This window comes from Maritalea porphyrae (assembly GCF_027213965.1).
GTDB lineage: Bacteria > Pseudomonadota > Alphaproteobacteria > Rhizobiales > Devosiaceae > Maritalea > Maritalea porphyrae_A.
In genome coordinates, this window is the sequence record NZ_JAPWGX010000004.1 from 147,751 (window position 1) to 166,590 (window position 18,840).

The window sequence follows — 18,840 nt, forward strand, 5'->3', positions numbered from 1 at the left end:
ATGACTCAAACACCGCTCTGGCAGTCGATTGCAGACGCAATTCGACAGTCGATTTCGAACGGCGAATATGTTGAAGGGCAGAAGCTGCCGACCGAAGCAGCCTATGCAAAAAGGTTCGGCGTCAATCGCCATACGATCAGACACGCCATGTCGCATTTGTTAGAAGATGGCGTGGTGCACAGCCGTCGGGGTGCCGGTTATTTTGTGTTGGCGCCGCCGCTCGATTATCCGATTGGGGAGCGGGTGCGGTTCCACAATAATTTGATTGCTGCAGGGCACACACCTAAGCGGGAAGTCCTTTCGATTGAAACCAGAAAAGCAACACGCGCGGACATGGGTCGTTTGAAGGTAAATGAGGGCGATCTGATTTGTGTGTGTCACGGACGTAGTTTTTCAGATGGGGCCCCCTTGTTGATTGCCGAGAGCCATTTCCCATTGGTGCGTCTAGTGGGGATTGACAAAGCGCTCATGGTTCAAGGCTCGATAACAGTCGCGCTAAGAGAATGCGGTGTAGAAGACTATGTTCGACACTCCACGCGCGTGAGCGCATCGTTGGCGAACGCAACACAAGCAGCCCAGTTGCGGGTACGTGAAGGTGCGCCTTTGCTCTACACGACCTCCATCAACGTGGACACAACCGGATTTCCCGTTGAATATGGCCAAGCCTGGTTTGCCAGTGAGCGGGTCACAATTACCTTGGATCATGCAAACAGCTAGGGCGATGCTTGGTGCCGCTAGCCACCATATTTTTCCAAGAATTCCAAGGCGGGTAGCTTTCTGAAATCATCAAGCGAGGCACGTATCTTCTCGTGGGACCAGTCCCACCATGCTAAGGCCATCAACCGCTCGGAGATGTCTTTGGGCTGCCGCTCCCGTAATGGCTTTGCAGGCACGCCGGCAACTATCATGTAGGGAGGAACATCTTTGGTCACCAAAGCCCCAGCCGCAACGACTGCGCCATGACCTATGGTGATCTCTGGCTTTACCATTGCGCCATGCCCGATCCAAGTGTCGTGCCCGATATGGGCCGTGCGCGATGCGCGGTGCGCGAAGAAATCTGCATCCCGCTCTGCGTCGTCCCAATAGTCGTTTGAGCGATACATGAAATGATGCAGCGATGCACCATTGAGCGGGTGGTCAGTGGCGCCGATGCGGCTCGAAGACGCAATATTTGCGAATTTGCCGATCACTGCATTCGCCATATCCGCATATCGGTCACAGTACGAATAGTCCCCCATGTCGACATTGACCAATCGTGATCCGCGCCCAATCGAAACATAGTCGCCAAAACTACTGTCAACGATTGTGCAGTTTTCTTCCATATGGGGCAGATGAGGCTTAAGCTTTGCCATCAACTTTCACCTCCCTTGATTAGCTGGCGTCGCAACAAACCAGACGCCCAGTCCATGAACATCACCATGATGATGATTAAAATGATGTAGTAGCCAACTTCCTCCCAATCCTTCTGGGTTTGGATCGCCTGCGTCAGCATGAGACCAATACCGCCGCCCGTGATTGCACCGATGATGGTCGCGCTGCGTGTATTTGACTCAAAGAAATAGAGAACTTGGCTCAACAGCACCGGCACAACTTGCGGTATAACGCCAAATCGATAACCTTGTATCGGGTTCGCGCCGGTCGAGGAAACGCCTTGGATCTGCTTGTCATCCACATTTTCTAGCGCTTCAGAGAAGATCTTGCCAAACGTGCCGGTGTCTGTGATCAGAATTGCCAAAGCACCGGTTAGCGGTCCCGGACCGAAAGCGCGACTAAGCACAATGGTCCAAATGAGGGCATCGACGCCGCGCAAGAAATCAAACACACGTCGGATCGCCATGCGTAACGCCCTAAATGGCGTAAACTTCTTTGCTGCAAGGAAAGCAAGCGGTAAAGTTATGATCGCGGCGCCGAACGTGCCAAGAAATGCCATTAGAATAGTTTCGCTGATCGCCCAAAGGACGTCGCTGTGTCGCCACATCGGGTTGCCCCAAAAATCTGACCAAGCACCCGCAATATTGTGCCGCGCTTCATCTAATCGTGGACCAAAGACAATATCTGCAATCGACTTGCCGTAGTAAGGGCTGTCCAGTGTGAAAAAGAAAAGCTCCCAGCCGGGGAAGTATCGGAAAATCTCAGTCTTTGAACGTGTAATTGTTACCCGACCATTGGAGGTTTTTAGGGCAACGCGACGGTCACTTGCGTTAATCCAATCAGGAACGTTTTCACCAAGATTTGTATCGACAGTTTTGCCATTGAATTTTGCTTCAAACGTCCCGTAACCAGGAATTATATAGTCCATCGCATTATCCGGCAGGAAGCGCACAACATGCCCATCCCCCAGATCAACACTGATAATCTCCCTACCAGAAACCCATTCAGGTCGAGTGCCTTCTGGATAACGCCCCTTGCGTTCACCCTCGATAGCGTAGTCGATTTCGCCAGAACGATGAGATTTGGTTACGTGAACTTTATGGCTCCAGCTGTCCGACGCAAAAGTAATCGCGTTATCGAGCCGAGCGCGTTCTGCAAGGCCAATGATGTCAAAAGAAAATGCAATGTAAACGAAGTAGACCAAAGCTGCGATTGGTACGGCAATCGCGACGAATTTTTTGCGTTCAATTAATGTGACCGCCTGGCTCTGAATTGTTTGCACATTTATATCGGTCATGCTGATTTCCCTTCAGCGAGCTGATTGCGGTAGCGACTAGACAATTGATCAAAGAAGATGATGGTGGCGAACAAGAGAATGAATATGGCCGCCGCTTCGTCGAACAGACCGGGCCCCCATGACATGGCGTTTCGCAGTTCGTAGCCAAGGCCTCCTGCACCGACAAAACCAAGAATAGCTGAAGCGCGGATGTTGATTTCGAACCGCAGCAAACTGTAGCTGAGAAAGTTTGGCGCGACTTGTGGAAGGACGCCCAATAAAACACGCTGCGTCCAGTTCGCACCGACAGAACTCAGCCCTTCAACAGGCTTTAGATCGACATTCTCCGCGACTTCCGAAAAGAGCTTACCAATCGCGCCTGCGGTGTGTATGGCAATAGCAATTACGGCGGGAACTGGACCGCCTCCAAGGACAAAAATCAGCAGTAGCGCGATTACAATTTCGGGAACGGCGCGCATAATATCGGTGGTACGGCGCACGAATGGAATTGCCCACGGAAAGTAAGCGAGCCCCCTAGTGCCGTGCATTGCTAAAAGGAAGCCTGCCACAACGCCAACCAAAGTTGACACTGCCGCGATATTGATTGTTTCAATGAGCGCGGGCAAAAATTTGAACAAATAACCGGGCAACTCAGCCCGTTGCTCCCACGCTTCGCTCAACACATCGGCAGGATAATCACCAACATTTTTAAGTCCGTCCCAAAAACCGCCAGCGTTTCGTGAATCGGCGACCATAAAACCGGACACCATCATCAGAACAAAGATCAGCAAAACGATGCCGCCGTAAAGTCGCTTTCGCTGTACCATCGCCATGTAGCTATCTTGGACAATCTTTGTGTCCGTTTGTGGCGGGCGTTTTGGATTTGGTTCTTGGGAGTTCGGATTAGACATTTGCCAGTTCCTGATATGAAAATCGGGGCTCTTAAGAAGAGCCCCGACATTGTCTAAAATAAGCTTGCGGTTTTAGCCGCCGATTTTTGCTTTACGAGCTTCGATTACGGAGATGTACGCGTCATGGGTGATCGCGTCGAAACCAAGTGTCTCACCAGCAGCGACACCATAGGCGCAGTCTTGGTCTTTCGCGTGAAGACCATCAACCAAAGCAGTCATTTTTGCTTTTACGTCTGCTGGAAGTGACTTGCGAAGAACAACAGGACCTTCAGGGATCACATTTGACTTCCAGATCTGAACAAGTTCGTTCATGTCAACAAGGCCAGCATCCACAGCTTTGCGTAGAGCGCCTGAATTATAGCCATCTTCCCATGCGCCCTGTGCATCAGCCCAAGTCACACCGCCGTCAATGTCGCCATTGAATACAGCTACGATTGTTTGTTCGTGACCGCCTGTGAATTTCACCTCGCCGAAATAGTCGCCAGATTCCATCGTAGAACCAGTTGCTTGTGGAATTTCGATTGAAGGGATCAAATAGCCACTTGTTGAGTTAGGGTCACCAAAACCGAAAACCTTGCCTTTAAGGTCTTCAAGTTTTTCAACGCCAGCGTCTTTGCGCGCAAAACCAATTGAGTGATAGCCGTAAGAACCATCAAGGTTGATCTTGACCAAAACTGGCTCGACAGCTTCTGGGTCTTGCAAGTAAACAGCCGCGTATGAAGACGCGCCCAACCATGCCATATCCAATGTGCCGCCAAGCAGGCCCTGAATAACGCCATTATAGTCAGCAGGCGCGAACAATTTTGTTGGAACGCCAAGTTCGTTAGCAGCATATTCTTGCAAGCAGCTATAGCTGTTCATGCGGTCTTGCGCATTTTCACCACCAAGGATGCCAATGCGAAATTCGGTGATTGAGTCAGATGCCACAGCACCGGTCGTCAAAGCAGAAAAAGCCAAAAGGGCTGCAGTAAATGTGGATTTCATGGTTCTCTCCATTGTGAACGTGGCAGCGCCAGCGTTTCATATTTTTGGTCACGCGACAGCGGCGACCATTTCGGTGCGATCAAGCACACCGATCTCGGTTGAAGTTGCTTCTTCAGAAAAGTCGTCACCCGCGTCGTAGATTTCTCGAGCGGCTTCCGTTGTTAGTTCTTCTGGAGGACCGTCAAAAACGATCACCCCATCACGCATACCGATAACGCGGTCACAATATCGGCGTGCCGTATCGAGTGTGTGCAGATTGGCTATAACCAAACGACCATCTTCCTCATGGATACGCCGCAGTGCATCCATGACAATTTGTGCATTCATTGGGTCAAGGCTTGCAATCGGCTCATCAGCCAGAATTATTTTTGGATCTTGCATTAGCGCTCGCGCAATTGCGACCCGTTGCTGCTGCCCACCAGAGAGCGCTTCAGCGCGCTTGGGCGCATGCTCGGCAATGCCCAGCCTGTCCAAGATCTCCACTGCTCGATGGATATCTTCTGTTGGATATAGGTTGAAAAGAGTTGTCAGTGTCGAGCGCTTGTTCAAGGTGCCATGCAGGACGTTTGAAACAACATCCATTCTGGGCACGAGATTGAATTGTTGGAATATCATCGCGCATTCTGATTGCCAACGACGACGGTCGTTGCGCTTTAGTTTTGAAATGCAGGAGTTTTCAAATTGTATTTCACCGCTGGTGACGTCAGTCAGCCGATTGATTGTGCGCAATAGCGTGGACTTGCCAGCACCCGAACGTCCGATGATGCCAATAAATGCTGGCTCGTCGATTTGGAAACTAACATTGTTTACAGCTGCTTTGTCTCCGAATTTCTTCGTGACACCTGAAATGCTTAGCATATTGCCCCCTTTGATCAGGGGCAGACACTATTGATGTCAGATTTCAACTTCTTGACAAATAGATGATTGTTTTATGACGGTGGAAAAATTGTCTCGTTCGATAGCGACCGACAATGAAATTGACAAAAGATATGTGTTGTTGATTGGTAGCGTAAAACTAGGAAATCATTTGGTGCTAGGCTTCAATTGGGTTGCATTTGTAGTGGGCTTGAATGCAGCGCCCTGAGTGGGTCTCGTTTGAATTCGTCGGCCAAAAAGCATTTCCCCGCTGCCGCGTGCTGCATTTTTGGTTTCATCGCGAATTGGACAGCAAGTGCCTCATGTGCGCGCTGGTGCCAGCTTAATTCGAGGGTTGGATCTATTCTTGGCGCTAAATGGCGACAAAGTGGTTTTGTTCAACTTCAACCAGTTTCAGTAATGTTGGCTTGAATGAAAGCTCGTGTACGGGCGAGGGTATTTCCAGTCCACTGATCAAGCTTCGTTTCTTCCGCTTTTTAGGGTCTGGAATTGGTACCGCAGCTAACAGCGATTTTGTATAAGCATGTTGTGGGTTTTCAAACACTTTGTCGCGCGCACCAATTTCAACAATTTGCCCCATATACATCACGCCCACGCGGTGACTGACTTTTTCCACGACAGCCATATCGTGGGAGATAAACACATAGGACAGCCCCAACTCGTCTTGCAGTTCTGCTAGCAAATCCAACACTTGCGCTTGCACGGTGACATCAAGCGCAGAGACACTCTCATCAGCTACAATTACTCTAGGGTTCAGTGCCAACGCCCGCGCAATGCAGACACGCTGTCGTTGACCGCCAGAAAACTCATGCGGATAGCGGGTTAGATGGATTGGGTCCAACCCAACCCGTTCAAACAGTTGAGCTGTCTTCTCTTTTTGTTCAATGTCATTGCCAATTTTGTGAATAACGAGTGGTTCTTGCACCAATTCACCAACTGTTTTTCTCGGATTGAGCGAGGCATAGGGATCTTGGAAAATCATTTGAATTTTCCGACGAGCCGCGAGCTGATTTCGCTTGTGCGAAATGCGTAGGTCTTCGCCCTCCACGTATATGCGTCCTTGCCAATCGACCAAATTGAGCAATGCGCGCCCCGTCGTGGATTTTCCGCATCCACTTTCTCCAACGAGCGAAAGTGTTTCGCCCGCCTGCAATTGGAAGCTGACTTTTTCAACTGCATGCACCCGTTTTATGGTGCGTTGCAATAGTCCACCCGCGATATCAAAACGCACCGTTAGGTCTTGAACATCAAGAACGGGAATTGTGGTTTGGCCAACCTTTGCGGTTGGTGTGGGTTCTATCCCCGCCATGGATCCTAATTTTGGGAGGTCAGATATGAGCTTTTGTGTATAGCTTGCTTTTGGGGCGTGAAAAATGGAGTTTACGTCGCCCATTTCAACCATTTCTCCCTGATTGACTACCAAGACACGGTCGGCCATTTCAGCAACGACGCCCATATCGTGGGTTATCAAAATCAGACCTGTATCAAACTCGCGCTGCAATTCTTTCATCAGCGTTAGCACCTGCGCTTGAATGGTGACATCAAGCGCAGTTGTTGGTTCATCAGCAATCAAGACTTTTGGGCTGCACAAAAGCGACATCGCAATCATAACCCGTTGCCGCATGCCCCCGGACAGTTCATGCGGATATTGATCAAGTCGTTTCTTGGCCTCTGAAAGCCGCACCGCTTCCAGCATCTCCAATGCATGTTTGTTGGCGGCAGCGCCCTGCATTGATTTGTGGAAGCGCAGCACCTCGCGCAGCTGATCGCCAATGGTCATAACGGGGTTAAGGGATGTCATGGGTTCTTGGAATATCATGGCGATATCATTGCCACGAATATGTTGCATCTGCTGTTCTGGCAGTTGCAACAAATCGGTGCCGTCCAAAATGGCCTTGCCGCTTGAGACGCGAGCAGATGTTTTTGGTAAAAGCCCCATAATTGCCAAAGAGGATATGGACTTGCCTGAGCCAGACTCGCCTGCGATGCACAATGTTTCTTGGGCATTCACATGGTAGGCAAAGTTGCGCACGACTGATTTTTCACCAGCATCCGTTTTAACAGATATTGATAAGTCTTGGACATCCAGTATGGGCGACTTGTGCTGGCTCATATGCCTGTTCACCTTTCAAGCGGTTATGCCGCTTTTGCTTATTCAAATACAATGCGTGGAAAATAGAACGACACGACCCAATTGGGCTGATCCACAATTTCTGAAATGCGCAAGTCACCACAAACTGAGCACAGCATGTAGGCGTCGACAGCATTCATATTGTGTTGTTTGCAAAGCAAATCGATCATGCCGCTTAAGGCATCTCGAGCACCTTGCATCAAGCTTTCGCCAATGCCTGTGGTTACTTCATATCCCTTTTGGTCCAAATGGTTTGTAACAGGACCGGGGGTGGTAAAGCGGGGCATTTTAAGATCGGCGTTTTTGACCAAGTCCAATGTGACGATGGCATTCATGCGGCTTTCTATTGCGGTGCCGCAGACTTCGCCATCACCTTGCGCGGCGTGGGTATCGCCAATTGAAAATAAGCCGCCTGCAACCTCGACAGGCAAATAGAGTTCGGTACCCGCAGCGAGGTCGCGAATGTCAAGATTGCCACCCATGCGTCTTGGGGGCACAACCGAATGTAGCCCTGTGGCCGCTGGCGCTAACCCGATTGTGCCGGGGAAAGGCTTTAGCGGCACCCGGCCACCGGCGCCATAAGCTGAGGTGCCCAATTTGTCTTTGTCATAGTGCCAAAGATGCAGGGCAGGTTCTTTGAACTGATCTGCAAGCAAGCCAAAGCCTGGAATATTTGCGGTCCAACCAAAACCAGAAGGGCCAAACCCTTCAATGCTGACTTTTACGGCGTCGCCTGGTTCGGCGCCATCGATATAGATTGGGCCCGAAACAGGATTGATTTTTTCAAAGTCTAACTTTGCAATATCATCAGTTTTGCTATCGGGCGTTATTTGACCGCCTGATGAATCTATGCATTCAAATTCTAGAGTTGTTCCCGGCTTAACCGTTTCAACTGGGACAATTGAATTGTCCCAGCCGAAATGATGGTGATGCCGATGGATTGTATAATCCGGTGCATTACACATATTGTTTTCCCTGTGCCTATTCAGAGATGTGAACGTGATCATAGTGCACTGGAATATGCACAGGATCGACGAAGATGCCTTCTGGACCATCCAAGCGGCTTGACCGAATAGTGAAACGCTGCTCGTTGAATATGGGCACCCAAGCGGCTTCATCTTGGATATCGGTGAAGATTTTCTTCCACGCTTCAATCCGTGCCTCAGCTTGAGATGGGTCGGCCATCGCATCAGCTGCAATCGCGCGTTTGTCGATTTCAGCATTACAATACCAAGACCAGTTCCAGCCGCCCGGCACTGCGCCGCCACAGCCCAAAATCGGTCCGTAGAAGTTAGATGGATCGGGGAAGTCGGCAATCCATGCCATACCGCCAGACCAAATCATTGGGGCTTGGTCTTTTTCGCCACCGGCCGCAATCACATTGGCTTGGGCCAGTGATTTGATTTCAGCTTTTATGCCGATATTGGCCAAATCTTGTTGAATGGCTTGGGCGATACGTGGCTGAGGATCAGTGTTTGCAACATATAGTTCTGTTGTAAAACCGTCGGCAAGACCAGCTTCTGAGAGCAGCGCCTTTGCGGCATCTGGGTCAAATTTGAAGCCTTCATAGTCTTTGTCATAACCAGGCATTAGTGGCGGCAAAGGTTGGTTTGCTGGCACTGCACGGCCATTGATGATGCGGATGATGCGATCTTTGTTCACAGCCATATTGACGGCTTGGCGAACTTTGAGGTTATCAAAAGGCGCCATTTGCGTGTTGAGCGTGATGTAGCCAGTATGTAGTTGGCTGCCTTCAACAATGTTGCTTTCCAAATCTGGGTTGCCCATGACTTCAAGGAATTTTGCAGGTGGGATACCATCACCAGCAATATCGATTTCGCCACGTTCCAAGCGGAGCAATGCCACGATTGGCTCTTGACCAACTTCAAAAGTGATTTGGTCGAGTTTTGGCAAACCTTGGATGTGGTAATCTGGGTTGCGCTCAAAAACAACATGTTGGCCCAATGTCCAATCGGTCATTTTGTAAGCACCAGTACCCACTGGGTGTTTGCCAAAATCTGCGCCGTGCTCTTCGACAACTTCTTTTGGCACCACATGCGCGAAGTTGAGCGCCATCACGTGCAAGAAGGTGGCATCTGGACGTGAAAGGCTAATCTTTACGGTCAGGTCATCGACCGCTTCGACGCCTGAAAGACCGTCTGCCTCGCCAGCTGATGCGGCATCAAAACCGACAATGGCAGCAAAAAAACCAGCACCGGGGCTTTGTGTTGTCGGGTTCACCACCCGATCCAGCGTATATTTAACATCGGCTGCGGTCATTTCGCGACCATTGTGGAATTTGACGCCTGGCTTAAGTTTGAACGTATAGGTCATTCCATCGTCGGAAATGGAATAGCTAGTGGCAAGGTCTGGCACTAGGTCCGTGGTGCCGGGCGCATAATCCATTAGTCCGTCAAAAAGGCTTTTGATCATGGACCAGTTTTGCCAGTCATAGCCGATGGCTGGATCGAGCGTGGACACATCGTCTTTGTAAGAGACAGTGATGGAGCCGCCCGTGTGGTTGTCGGCAAAGGCCGTGGTGCCCCCGAGCAGTAACGCGCAAGCTGCAACGCCGGCAAATAGACTATTCTTCAGTTTCATATTTTCCTCCCAAGGAATTGATTGAAGTTGTTGATCATTTGAGTTTGATCCGAGGATCGACAAATGGGGCAACCAAGTCTGCCACCAGATTGCCAAGCACAATGGCGCACGCCGACACCAAGGTGACGCCCATGATGATGGGAATATCGATGCGCTGAATGGCTTGCCATGCAAGTTGGCCAATGCCCGGCCAACCAAAAACACTCTCCACGACGACAATGCCGCTCATGAAAAAGCCGATATCAATGCCGATCATTGCAATGATGGGCAAAAGGGCATTGGGTAGCGCATGGCGAAAAATCACCCGCACGCTTGGCATGCCTTTGGCTTTGGCTGTGCGGATATAGTCTTGGGTGAGCACATCAATAAGCGACGAGCGCATCATTCTTGAGTACCAGCCCGCGCCCAAAACGCCCAGGGTGAGCGAGGGTAAAACAAGGTGGGCGAAGGTGCCGTAGCCGCCAATTGGGAACCATTGCAATTGCACTGCAAATACATAGAGCAGCAGAATGCCGACCACAAATTGGGGCGCTGAAACGCCTATAAAGGAGAGCACCATCAAGACTTTGTCGAGCCAGCTATCGCGTTTAATTGCCGCAACCACACCAATCAGGACGCCGAAAACAAGTTCGGTAAAGATGGCCGACACCATCAGCAAAAGGCTGGCGGGCAGCCGTGCTGCAATCAGCTCGCCGACTTCAGATTTCTGCAAATAAGAACGTCCAAAGTCCCCTTGCAACAAGCTGGTGAGATATCGCCAATATTGTTCATAAAACGGAAGGTTGAGGCCCAGTTGAACCCTAATGTTCTCAACTGTTTGCGCGGTCGCGCTGCGTCCGGCAATTTGACGTGCCGGATCCGCGGGTACCAAATAGAGCAGGGTAAAAGTGATAAAGCTTACGCCCAACAAGATTAGCGCCGCTTGCAAAACACGTCTGAACAGATAAGCGTACATCAGCTTTTGCCCTTCAAAGTTGGGTCCAAAATGTCCCGCAGGGCGTCTCCGATAAGATTAAAGCCAAGGGCGAGCAGAACGATTGCGCCGCCGGGAACAAACACCAGCCAAGGCGCGGATGTGAAATAGGTTTGGTTTTCAAAAATGATGTTGCCCCAACTTGGAATGGGTGGCTGAACGCCAATGCCCAGATAGCTTAGAGTGGCTTCAAGCAGCACGGTTGTTGCTATCCCCAATGTGGACCACACCAACAATGTGGGCACCATATGGGGCAGTATGTGATGGAACAAAATTCGGGGTGAACTGGCGCCGATTGAGCGTTCTGCGACAATGAAATCGCGCTCGGAAAGCGAAACGGTTTGGGCAAAAATCACCCGAGCCACTTGCACCCAATTCACCATCGCAATGACCAGCGCAACGATCCACAGGCTTGGTTTGAAAATGGCCGCTAAAACAATGGCCAACAAAAGCGCGGGAAACGCCATCATCAGGTCTGTAAACCGCATAAGAATGGTCCCGATCCACCCTCTGAAAAAACCAGCAACGATGCCAACGAAAGCCCCCAGTGATACCGCAACGCCATTGGCGACAATGCCGATAATTAAAGAGGTCTGTGCGCCATAGACCAGGCGCGAAAACAGGTCTCGTCCCAGCAAATCAGTGCCAAGCCAAAATTGCGCGTTTGGCGGCAAAGGTGCGCCTTCAATGGTCAATCCGTCGAACATTTGCGCTTCTGGCGCGAAGGGGGTGAGCCAAGGTGCAAAAAGGGCAAATATCGCCGTGATAGATACAATCAGGAACCCAAAAAGCGCGAGTGGGCGGGCCAAAAGTTGCTTGAGAACAGACATTTAGTTTTTTACTCGTGTTTGTCCGCGCGGATTGGACGGTCTAAAAAAATCAGATTCACACAAATCCTCCACCGACTGGCGCCGTTGCATCGCCTCGGATCGGATGAAAGCATAGGCGGCGTCTTCATCAAGGCTGTGCGATTGCATAACCGATAGAATTGCGCGGACCACTTTCGGTCGAAGACGGGCTTTGGTTTTCAACTTAGCTATTTCGTGAGCCAGCATTTGCTGTTGGGTGAAATTGGAAACTGCAATAACCAGGGTGGAAAATACGCCACCGGAGCCAATTGGTTTAAGCAAATGAGCCGACACCCCTTGGCGTAATGCCCATTCCAGACGCCCCGGAGCTTCAGAGCCAAGCAGGGCAACCATAGGCACGGGTGCATGACCTTCCGGCCAAGGGAAAAGTCCATCAAAGCCGTTATCGCCATCGAAAAAGACTACATCAGCGTCTGATAGTTGGACGAGTTTGGGCCAAACTTGTTCGCAATCCATGCCTAGACGTGAGAGTTGCCGCACAAGCCGGTCAACATTCTCACTCTGCCGGTGTACTATGAGCGCGCGCCAACCTCTAAAATTGGGGGTGATGATGGTGTTCATTTTACCACCTTTAGATGCTGCACTTTAGATGCACCGTTTGCAGAAATTGCCCTGGCAAAATCAAGGGCATCAAAATCAACAAAATACGGATCGGCGGCAACAAGTTCGTCAGCTGCAGCGACAATTTCAAAGCCGTTTTCACCATCAAAACGGCCGACCCCCGGCCGCAATGCAGCGTGGTTGGTCAGGTTGTCAATCTTGAGGGGTCCTAATGGGGTTTGGAAGTGTCGCGCCAGCAAATTTGGGCGTACATCTGCGATTTTGTCGGAGCCCGTGTCCCGTATTGCGGCTGCCAGCATTTTGATGGCCGTGTAATTTGACACCAAATAATTTGAACAGCGACGGTTTTGACCATATCGTGCGCGAACGGCGCCGATCATTTCTTTGTTTTCCGCGTTTGATTGGTTCTCAAAATAAACAGCAGTCGTTAGATGCCCAGTGAGCGCTTGCACCCCAATGCTGTCGATTTCACATTCTGCAATATTGCAGCTCACAATTGGCGTGTTTTCAGGCAAAAATGCCGATTTCCTTTGGCCCAATTTGTGGTAGGCGTCAAAGAACGCATAACTAGAATTGCCAATGAGGTTATTCAGAACGAAATCTGGGCGCTTCGCTTCAATTTCTTCGATCAGGTGTTCAATATCTTCGGACCCCAACGGAATGAATCGATCACCGATCACCGAGCCATTACAGGCCGTTATCAATTCACGCGCTACCCGGCTGGTTTCCCATCCCCAAATATAGTTTGAGCCCGCAATATAGGCGTTCGCTCCGAACCTTGGGATCACATGTTCAAACAATGGCACCATATGCAGGCTTGGGGTGGAACCGATATAGATTACGTTCTCGCAGCTTTCAAAGCCTTCATAAGGGCAGCAGTACCAGAGCAGTGCATCGTGCTTTTCAACTACCGGTATGACCTCTTTGCGTGATGACGACGTGACAGTGCCGATTACTTGGCGGCAGCCCAATTCGCCCATCATTTCTTCAGCGAATTTGTGAAACAGAGAGAGGCTATCCCCTGGATCTCGGATGACTGGTTTAAGCTGAAAGTCAAAGCTTGGGTCCGCGTTCACTTCTTCTAACGCCATTAAGGCACCGTCTAACGCATCTATTCCGATGCGCTTGTCAGTACCTGAAACTGAAAACAAAAGCCCTATTGGAATATTGACTGTCATCCATGCCCCCAAACGAAAAAACCCCACAATCAAACGCAGCGATTTGCTGAGCTTGATGATGGGGCGACGTTGCCTAATTATGATGTTGGTTAGACGTTAATCTAGCAATTGAATTGTGTCAATGGGTTGGACCAAAACGGATTGGTTCAATTATTGTTCTTAAATTTCAATGTGTTGGTGTTTTTTTCGAATGCATGATCTCTGTATTTGAATCTGCCCCATGCGGTAGCTTCATTCAATCCAAAGCCTCATTTTCGCTTTGTTTTGACGCGTTCGACCATTACGTGCGCGTTCAGGAAGTGCCTTTGTGTCAATGCCGTAAACCTAGAACATTTGAGTGCCGTCATACATAAAAGCGGCTGTTGCTAGATGTGCTGTCGTAGTTCCGCTATTTGCTCAAAATGGGTGCGTCTTTCAAATTCAGTCAGGCTTGTGAGTACATACTCCAAGTGCGAGCGCATAACTTGTGTCGCAAGCGTTGGGTTTTTCGTCGAAATGGCGTTTGCGATTTCAACGTGTTGTAAGTGTATCCGCATGTTGTCGCCCTGCCTTACCCTATGTTTGCTGAGCCAATGTTGGGTGACTTTGGTCAGTATTGGGGCAAAACCCTCATAAAGCGCGGAAAGACAAGACCTTTCTGCAGAATGCGCCAGCAGCTTATGAAAAGCGCTGTCGAGTCTTGCGAACTCTTTGTAATCGGTATTGCAGACCTCTCCCATTTTGTTCACGATCTCTTCGATTTTAGAAAGCTGTTGAGGGGTGGCATTTCTTGCCGCTGATGCAACGATTTCACATTCGATCGAAATTCGGAAATCGAACACGCTTTCAATTGCATAGGGTTGGGCGAGGATGCTTTCGACCAGTGAATCAAATGGCAGTTTGGGCGTAAAAGAGACCAGCCTGATTTGGCCCTGAGCGTCAGCCGCAAGCACATCCAGAGCCTTCAATTCCACAATTGCATGCTGCAAGGAATCCTCAGATATTTTGAGCTGTTCTGCAAGCGACCGCGATGGATGAAGCGCTTCGCCAATTGCAACATCGCCGTTAGAAATATACTCGCGTAATGCCAAAACCGATTCCGCACTCGCATTGGCGATTTCAACAGAGCCAGTTGTGGGCAAGGCAACCGAATGATCGAAATTATGCAGGCGATGATCATCAAAAAAATGCAAGTTTATATTTGTGTTTTGTGACCCGTTGACGCTCAGCCTGCTGAGTTGGTCGACCCAGACCTCCTTGTTGTTGGCACCAAGGTTCTCTAGCAAACTAACCAACAATGGTTCCGCGGAAACCAAGCAGGCAGCCATCGCCTGCATGCAGCAGAAGTTGTAGCTCGCTTCGGACAATCTGATGGAGAGTTCCTTCAATGCTGCAAACCGCTTTTTGACCTTGTTGCTTTTGATTGTGTCAATGGCGAGTTGTACTGCCTCTTCAATTCGCTGATTGTCCAACTCTGTTGGCCTGGAGACGATAAACCGGCGAAGATCGTACAAGAGGAACCACCACAACCGTAAAAGCTCAAGCGGGTTTTCGGTGCCGGCATCGCTCAATTTTGCCACCAAATCATCAGCAATGGAAACCGATACCTGATGGGTGGATTTGGTCTTCTTGATGAGTTTTTTTGCACGCAACCGTGAAAGAGCTGTCCGCACCGCCGCACGTGAAACGTTAAACTCTTCTGCGAGTTTCCTTTCAGATGGCATCAGGTCGTCAGGTCGAAACACACCAGCAAGAATTAGGAATTCCAACCGATCTTCAACAATTTCGCCGATACTGGGAAACGACAGAGAAGGAAATGTCATGAGAAACCACCTCGGTCACATTGTTTTTTCGCGCTGACGCGTGATCGGATTGACATAGCTAGAACTGGCAAATGATTCAATTCAGTTACCCTAGCATGACCCTTGGCAACCACAAGGCAATTTCTGGAAAGAGCATGACCATGATTAGACCCAAAAGTTGTAACAGGACGAATGGAATTATGCCTTTGTAAATGTGTTGGATTTTCACCTGTGGCGGGGCGACCGCTTTTAGATAAAATAGGGCAAATCCAAATGGTGGTGTTAGAAAACTTGTTTGCAGATTTATCGCCATCAAAATTGCAAACCAATAAACCACATCTACTTTGGCCAGATGATCGCCGAAGTCTAAACCAGCGATAATGGGCGCGAAAACGGGTAGTACAATCAGGGTGATTTCGATCCAGTCAAAGAAAAACCCCAAGACAAATACAAGTCCCATCAAAGCGAACAACACGCCCCAAGAATCTAATCCCAAGCTATCAAACAGGTGTACGACGACTTCTTCACCGCCGATTTGACGGAAAACGAAGGCAAACAGGGTAGCGCCAATGAAAATTCCAAAAATCATGGCGTTGGTTAGCGCGGAACGCATGACCACATCATAAAGGGTAAAGCCAAATTGCTTTATGCGTTGCCCTAGTGTTGTTTCTGTCTTGTTGGCATCGGGGTTTTCTTTTTCAAATTCAATGGGCTTTATGCCAAGTGCAGGCAGGATAACGATGTTGACGACAGACAATAAAACGGCACCGAATGCGCCTACGCTTGCCGCTTCTGTTGGGGTGGCTAAGCCTCCTAGAATTGATCCAAGGACAATAAAAATCAGCACAACCGGTGGCACAAAAGAGCGGAAAACCATGGCTATCAATGCGGTTTTGGTTTTTGGGCCGACTTTTGCATCTAGTTTCGGCGCAAGCTCGGGTTTCAGCCAGCAGGCAATGATAATGTAGATGACATAAAAGCTAGCCAGCATCAGACCAGGAAAAAGCGCTGCAACAAATAAGTTTCCAACGGACTTTGAGAGCAGATCTGCCATGATGACGAGCATGATCGAGGGGGGAATAAGAATGCCTAAGGTTCCCGACGCGGCGACTGCTCCGGACGAGAGGGAGGGCGAATAGCCCTTTTCCATCATAACGGGCAGTGCGAGCAGCGACATCATAATGACTGAGGCGCCGATTATGCCGGTTGTTGCCGCAAGGATGGTCCCCATAATGACCACTGAGAGCGCTAGCCCACCTGGAACGCGCCGTAACAAAACTTGCAAACAGTTCAAAAGGTCCTTTGCAACACCAGACTTTTCCAACATCGTACCCATAAAAATAAACATGGGAATTGCAGTCAGTATCAGGTTTTCAGAGATCGCCCCGTGAATGCGCACGGGAATTGCATTGAATTGCTGCCAATCGAACAGCCAAGGATCGATTTGAATGGCGATCAGTGCGAACGCTAAGCCCACACCGGCAAGAATAAAGGCAACAGGAAAACCAGAGAACAGAAGCAGCGCCAGTGCTGCAAACATCAAAAGCGGTAAAATATCGACGATCATTATTCGTGTCCCCCGCCAATAACGGCTTGCTCTTCGGCTTCATTGAGATTGCCCAACAATCCGTCGATACATTTGAGAAGTTGCGAAAGACCAGCGAAGAAGAGGGAACAAAACATAACTAATAACATGCCTTTAAGGAGCCACACATTGCTAAGGCCAACTGTTGATGATGAGATTTCATTTGTGGCAAAAGAACGCACCACATAAGGCAAGCTGTAGATGAAACCAAAAACTGAAAACGGCATCAGCAAAAACAGTAAGCCAGCCATTTCAACAAAATATTTGACGCGTGTTGGCAGCGTGTCACGCACCAAATCAATGCGCACGTGCGCCTGCTTGACCAATGCAAATCCTAGAAAAGTGGCGAACAAAACGGTGTGGGCCCAAAACTCAGATTCTTGCAGCATGGTGGAGTTCAATCCGGCGAATTTCGGTATTCCGAAATATCTAGTCAACACGTCATAGACAGTTATTAGGACGAGCGCCGTCATTGCCAGCGCACCAAAGTGAGCCACAAGCCAAAGCAGCCTGTCGATCGTTCTCGTAATTGTTTTCAGCATGAAACTCTCTGGGACAAAAATGGGCCGACCGCTTGTGCAGTCGGCCCAAAGTTTGGAGGGAACTATTTCAAGTAGGCGTTTGATTTCCAAACGTTGTATTCTGAACGGAACTCCTGAAGCGCTGACCAAGCTTCTGCGAAGGTTGCAGATTCTTTTTGCAGCTCTTCTGCCACCACCGCCCAGTTTTCTTCAAACACGGCCAATTGTTCATCACTCCACTGGCGAATGTTCACACCGTGATCATTTTGCAGACGGGTCAGTGCAGCACCATTGATGGCCTCACCTTCGGCCAACATGTTGGTAAAGGACGCGCGGCAGGCAGTGCGAATTGCAAGGCGCTGACCATCACTCATACCGTTCCAGATATCTAGATTGATGATGAAGTCCTGCAATGTTGACTGCTGGTGCCAGCCTGGGAAGTAGTTGTATTTTGCCAACTGATAAAAACCTGCGTTTTCATCCACGGCGGGCATAGAGTATTCAGTTGCATCAATTGTGCCCCGTTCTAGAGCGGGATAAATGTCGCCGCCCGGCAACAGTTGAGTATCAACACCGAGTTTTTGCATGACACGCGCGCCAAGGCCGAAGAAACGCATTTTCATGCCTTTCAACTCATCCAGGTTATTGATTTCTTTGCGGAACCAGCCGGCTGTTTCAGGGGGGGAAACACCACAGATTTCTGAATGAACGTTGAACTTGCTGTAAAGCTTCTCATTCAGCATTTCCGATCCACCACCATAGAACATCCATGCGGCATATTCGCTGGCACGAGGTCCAAATGGCACAGCGGAAAACAATGCGAAAGCGATGTCATTTTTTGTGTGATAGCCGGGATTTGCCCAGCCCGCATCGATGGTGCCCGAACCCACAGCGTCCAGAATCTCAAATGCGGGAACCAATGCGCCCGGTTCATAGAATTTCACTTGGACATCGCCACCGGTGATGGCGGTTACCGTTTTTGCAAAATCAACGCCAGAAGTGCCCAGCAACGGTTGTGAGGATGGGAATGATGAACCCATCTTCAGCTTCACTGGTTCTGCGATGGCTGTGCCGGTTAGACAAATAGCAGACATTGCTGCTGCAATTACGAGATTTTTCATAGTACCTCCCATGTTAACAATGGTTCGTCATTTAGACCAAATAATGCATTGTGTAAATAATTATTTGCTATTTTGGTATTTTAATTATGCCAAATTTGACA

General features: G+C 49.5%; 17 protein-coding genes. 1 reads left to right on the forward strand and 16 read right to left on the reverse strand.

Annotated elements, in window-relative coordinates; genetic code table 11:
• Entirely contained in the window at positions 1 to 717 is a 717-nt protein-coding gene (gene phnF, locus O4H47_RS13610) for a phosphonate metabolism transcriptional regulator PhnF (RefSeq protein WP_269394547.1), read from the forward strand.
• Between the two features lie 17 nt (positions 718 to 734).
• Here the strand turns inward: phnF and O4H47_RS13615 are convergent, their stop codons facing one another.
• The 16 genes from O4H47_RS13615 to O4H47_RS13690 all read right to left on the reverse strand — a co-directional run bounded on the left by O4H47_RS13615 (position 735) and on the right by O4H47_RS13690 (position 18,739).
• Positions 735 to 1,352 carry a chloramphenicol acetyltransferase gene (locus O4H47_RS13615; RefSeq protein ID WP_269394548.1) on the reverse strand — a complete coding sequence of 206 codons (618 nt, stop codon included), beginning with the start codon at positions 1,350 to 1,352 and terminating at the stop codon, positions 735 to 737.
• Positions 1,352 to 2,668, reverse strand: a complete 1,317-nt coding sequence (gene phnE, locus O4H47_RS13620) for a phosphonate ABC transporter, permease protein PhnE (protein ID WP_269394549.1) — start codon at positions 2,666 to 2,668, stop codon at positions 1,352 to 1,354. Before phnE (O4H47_RS13620) ends, O4H47_RS13615 begins: the two co-directional genes overlap by 1 nt.
• Entirely contained in the window at positions 2,665 to 3,558 is an 894-nt protein-coding gene (phnE, locus tag O4H47_RS13625) for a phosphonate ABC transporter, permease protein PhnE (protein ID WP_269394550.1), read from the reverse strand. The genes phnE (O4H47_RS13620) and phnE (O4H47_RS13625) overlap by 4 nt, the downstream gene beginning before the upstream one ends.
• A gap of 72 nt (positions 3,559 to 3,630) precedes the next feature.
• Positions 3,631 to 4,542, reverse strand: coding sequence for a phosphonate ABC transporter substrate-binding protein (gene phnD / locus O4H47_RS13630; protein ID WP_269394551.1), 912 nt, complete (start codon positions 4,540 to 4,542; stop codon positions 3,631 to 3,633).
• A 48-nt stretch (positions 4,543 to 4,590) separates the two neighbouring features.
• Positions 4,591 to 5,400: a phosphonate ABC transporter ATP-binding protein gene (gene phnC, locus O4H47_RS13635; RefSeq protein WP_269394552.1), complete on the reverse strand. Its 810-nt coding sequence runs from the start codon at positions 5,398 to 5,400 to the stop codon at positions 4,591 to 4,593.
• 370 nt (positions 5,401 to 5,770) lie between these two features.
• Complete coding sequence (locus tag O4H47_RS13640; RefSeq protein ID WP_269394553.1) at positions 5,771 to 7,531, reverse strand: ABC transporter ATP-binding protein; 1,761 nt, start codon at positions 7,529 to 7,531, stop codon at positions 5,771 to 5,773.
• Between the two features lie 38 nt (positions 7,532 to 7,569).
• Positions 7,570 to 8,514, reverse strand: coding sequence for an acetamidase/formamidase family protein (locus O4H47_RS13645; RefSeq protein WP_269394554.1), 945 nt, complete (start codon positions 8,512 to 8,514; stop codon positions 7,570 to 7,572).
• 16 nt (positions 8,515 to 8,530) lie between these two features.
• A complete protein-coding gene (locus tag O4H47_RS13650; protein ID WP_269394766.1) occupies positions 8,531 to 10,144 on the reverse strand; it encodes an ABC transporter substrate-binding protein in 1,614 nt (537 codons plus the stop codon).
• Between the two features lie 40 nt (positions 10,145 to 10,184).
• Positions 10,185 to 11,105 carry an ABC transporter permease gene (locus O4H47_RS13655; RefSeq protein WP_269394555.1) on the reverse strand — a complete coding sequence of 307 codons (921 nt, stop codon included), beginning with the start codon at positions 11,103 to 11,105 and terminating at the stop codon, positions 10,185 to 10,187.
• Positions 11,105 to 11,953 (reverse strand): ABC transporter permease, encoded by an 849-nt coding sequence (locus tag O4H47_RS13660; RefSeq protein WP_269394556.1) that lies wholly within the window; start codon positions 11,951 to 11,953, stop codon positions 11,105 to 11,107. Before O4H47_RS13660 ends, O4H47_RS13655 begins: the two co-directional genes overlap by 1 nt.
• On the reverse strand, positions 11,954 to 12,553 hold the full coding sequence (locus O4H47_RS13665; RefSeq protein WP_269394557.1) for an ANTAR domain-containing response regulator: 600 nt from the start codon (positions 12,551 to 12,553) through the stop codon (positions 11,954 to 11,956).
• Entirely contained in the window at positions 12,550 to 13,731 is a 1,182-nt protein-coding gene (locus O4H47_RS13670) for a transporter substrate-binding protein (protein WP_269394558.1), read from the reverse strand. Before O4H47_RS13670 ends, O4H47_RS13665 begins: the two co-directional genes overlap by 4 nt.
• A 365-nt stretch (positions 13,732 to 14,096) precedes the next feature.
• Positions 14,097 to 15,533: an FCD domain-containing protein gene (locus O4H47_RS13675; RefSeq protein WP_269394559.1), complete on the reverse strand. Its 1,437-nt coding sequence runs from the start codon at positions 15,531 to 15,533 to the stop codon at positions 14,097 to 14,099.
• A gap of 85 nt (positions 15,534 to 15,618) precedes the next feature.
• Positions 15,619 to 17,079 carry a TRAP transporter large permease gene (locus O4H47_RS13680; protein WP_269394560.1) on the reverse strand — a complete coding sequence of 487 codons (1,461 nt, stop codon included), beginning with the start codon at positions 17,077 to 17,079 and terminating at the stop codon, positions 15,619 to 15,621.
• The gene (locus tag O4H47_RS13685) at positions 17,079 to 17,639 is read right to left on the reverse strand and encodes a TRAP transporter small permease subunit (RefSeq protein WP_269394561.1); all 561 of its coding nucleotides are present in this window, start codon (positions 17,637 to 17,639) and stop codon (positions 17,079 to 17,081) included. Before O4H47_RS13685 ends, O4H47_RS13680 begins: the two co-directional genes overlap by 1 nt.
• Before the next feature lie 62 nt (positions 17,640 to 17,701).
• Positions 17,702 to 18,739: a TRAP transporter substrate-binding protein gene (locus O4H47_RS13690; RefSeq protein ID WP_269394562.1), complete on the reverse strand. Its 1,038-nt coding sequence runs from the start codon at positions 18,737 to 18,739 to the stop codon at positions 17,702 to 17,704.
• Between the last annotated feature and the right edge of the window lie 101 nt (positions 18,740 to 18,840).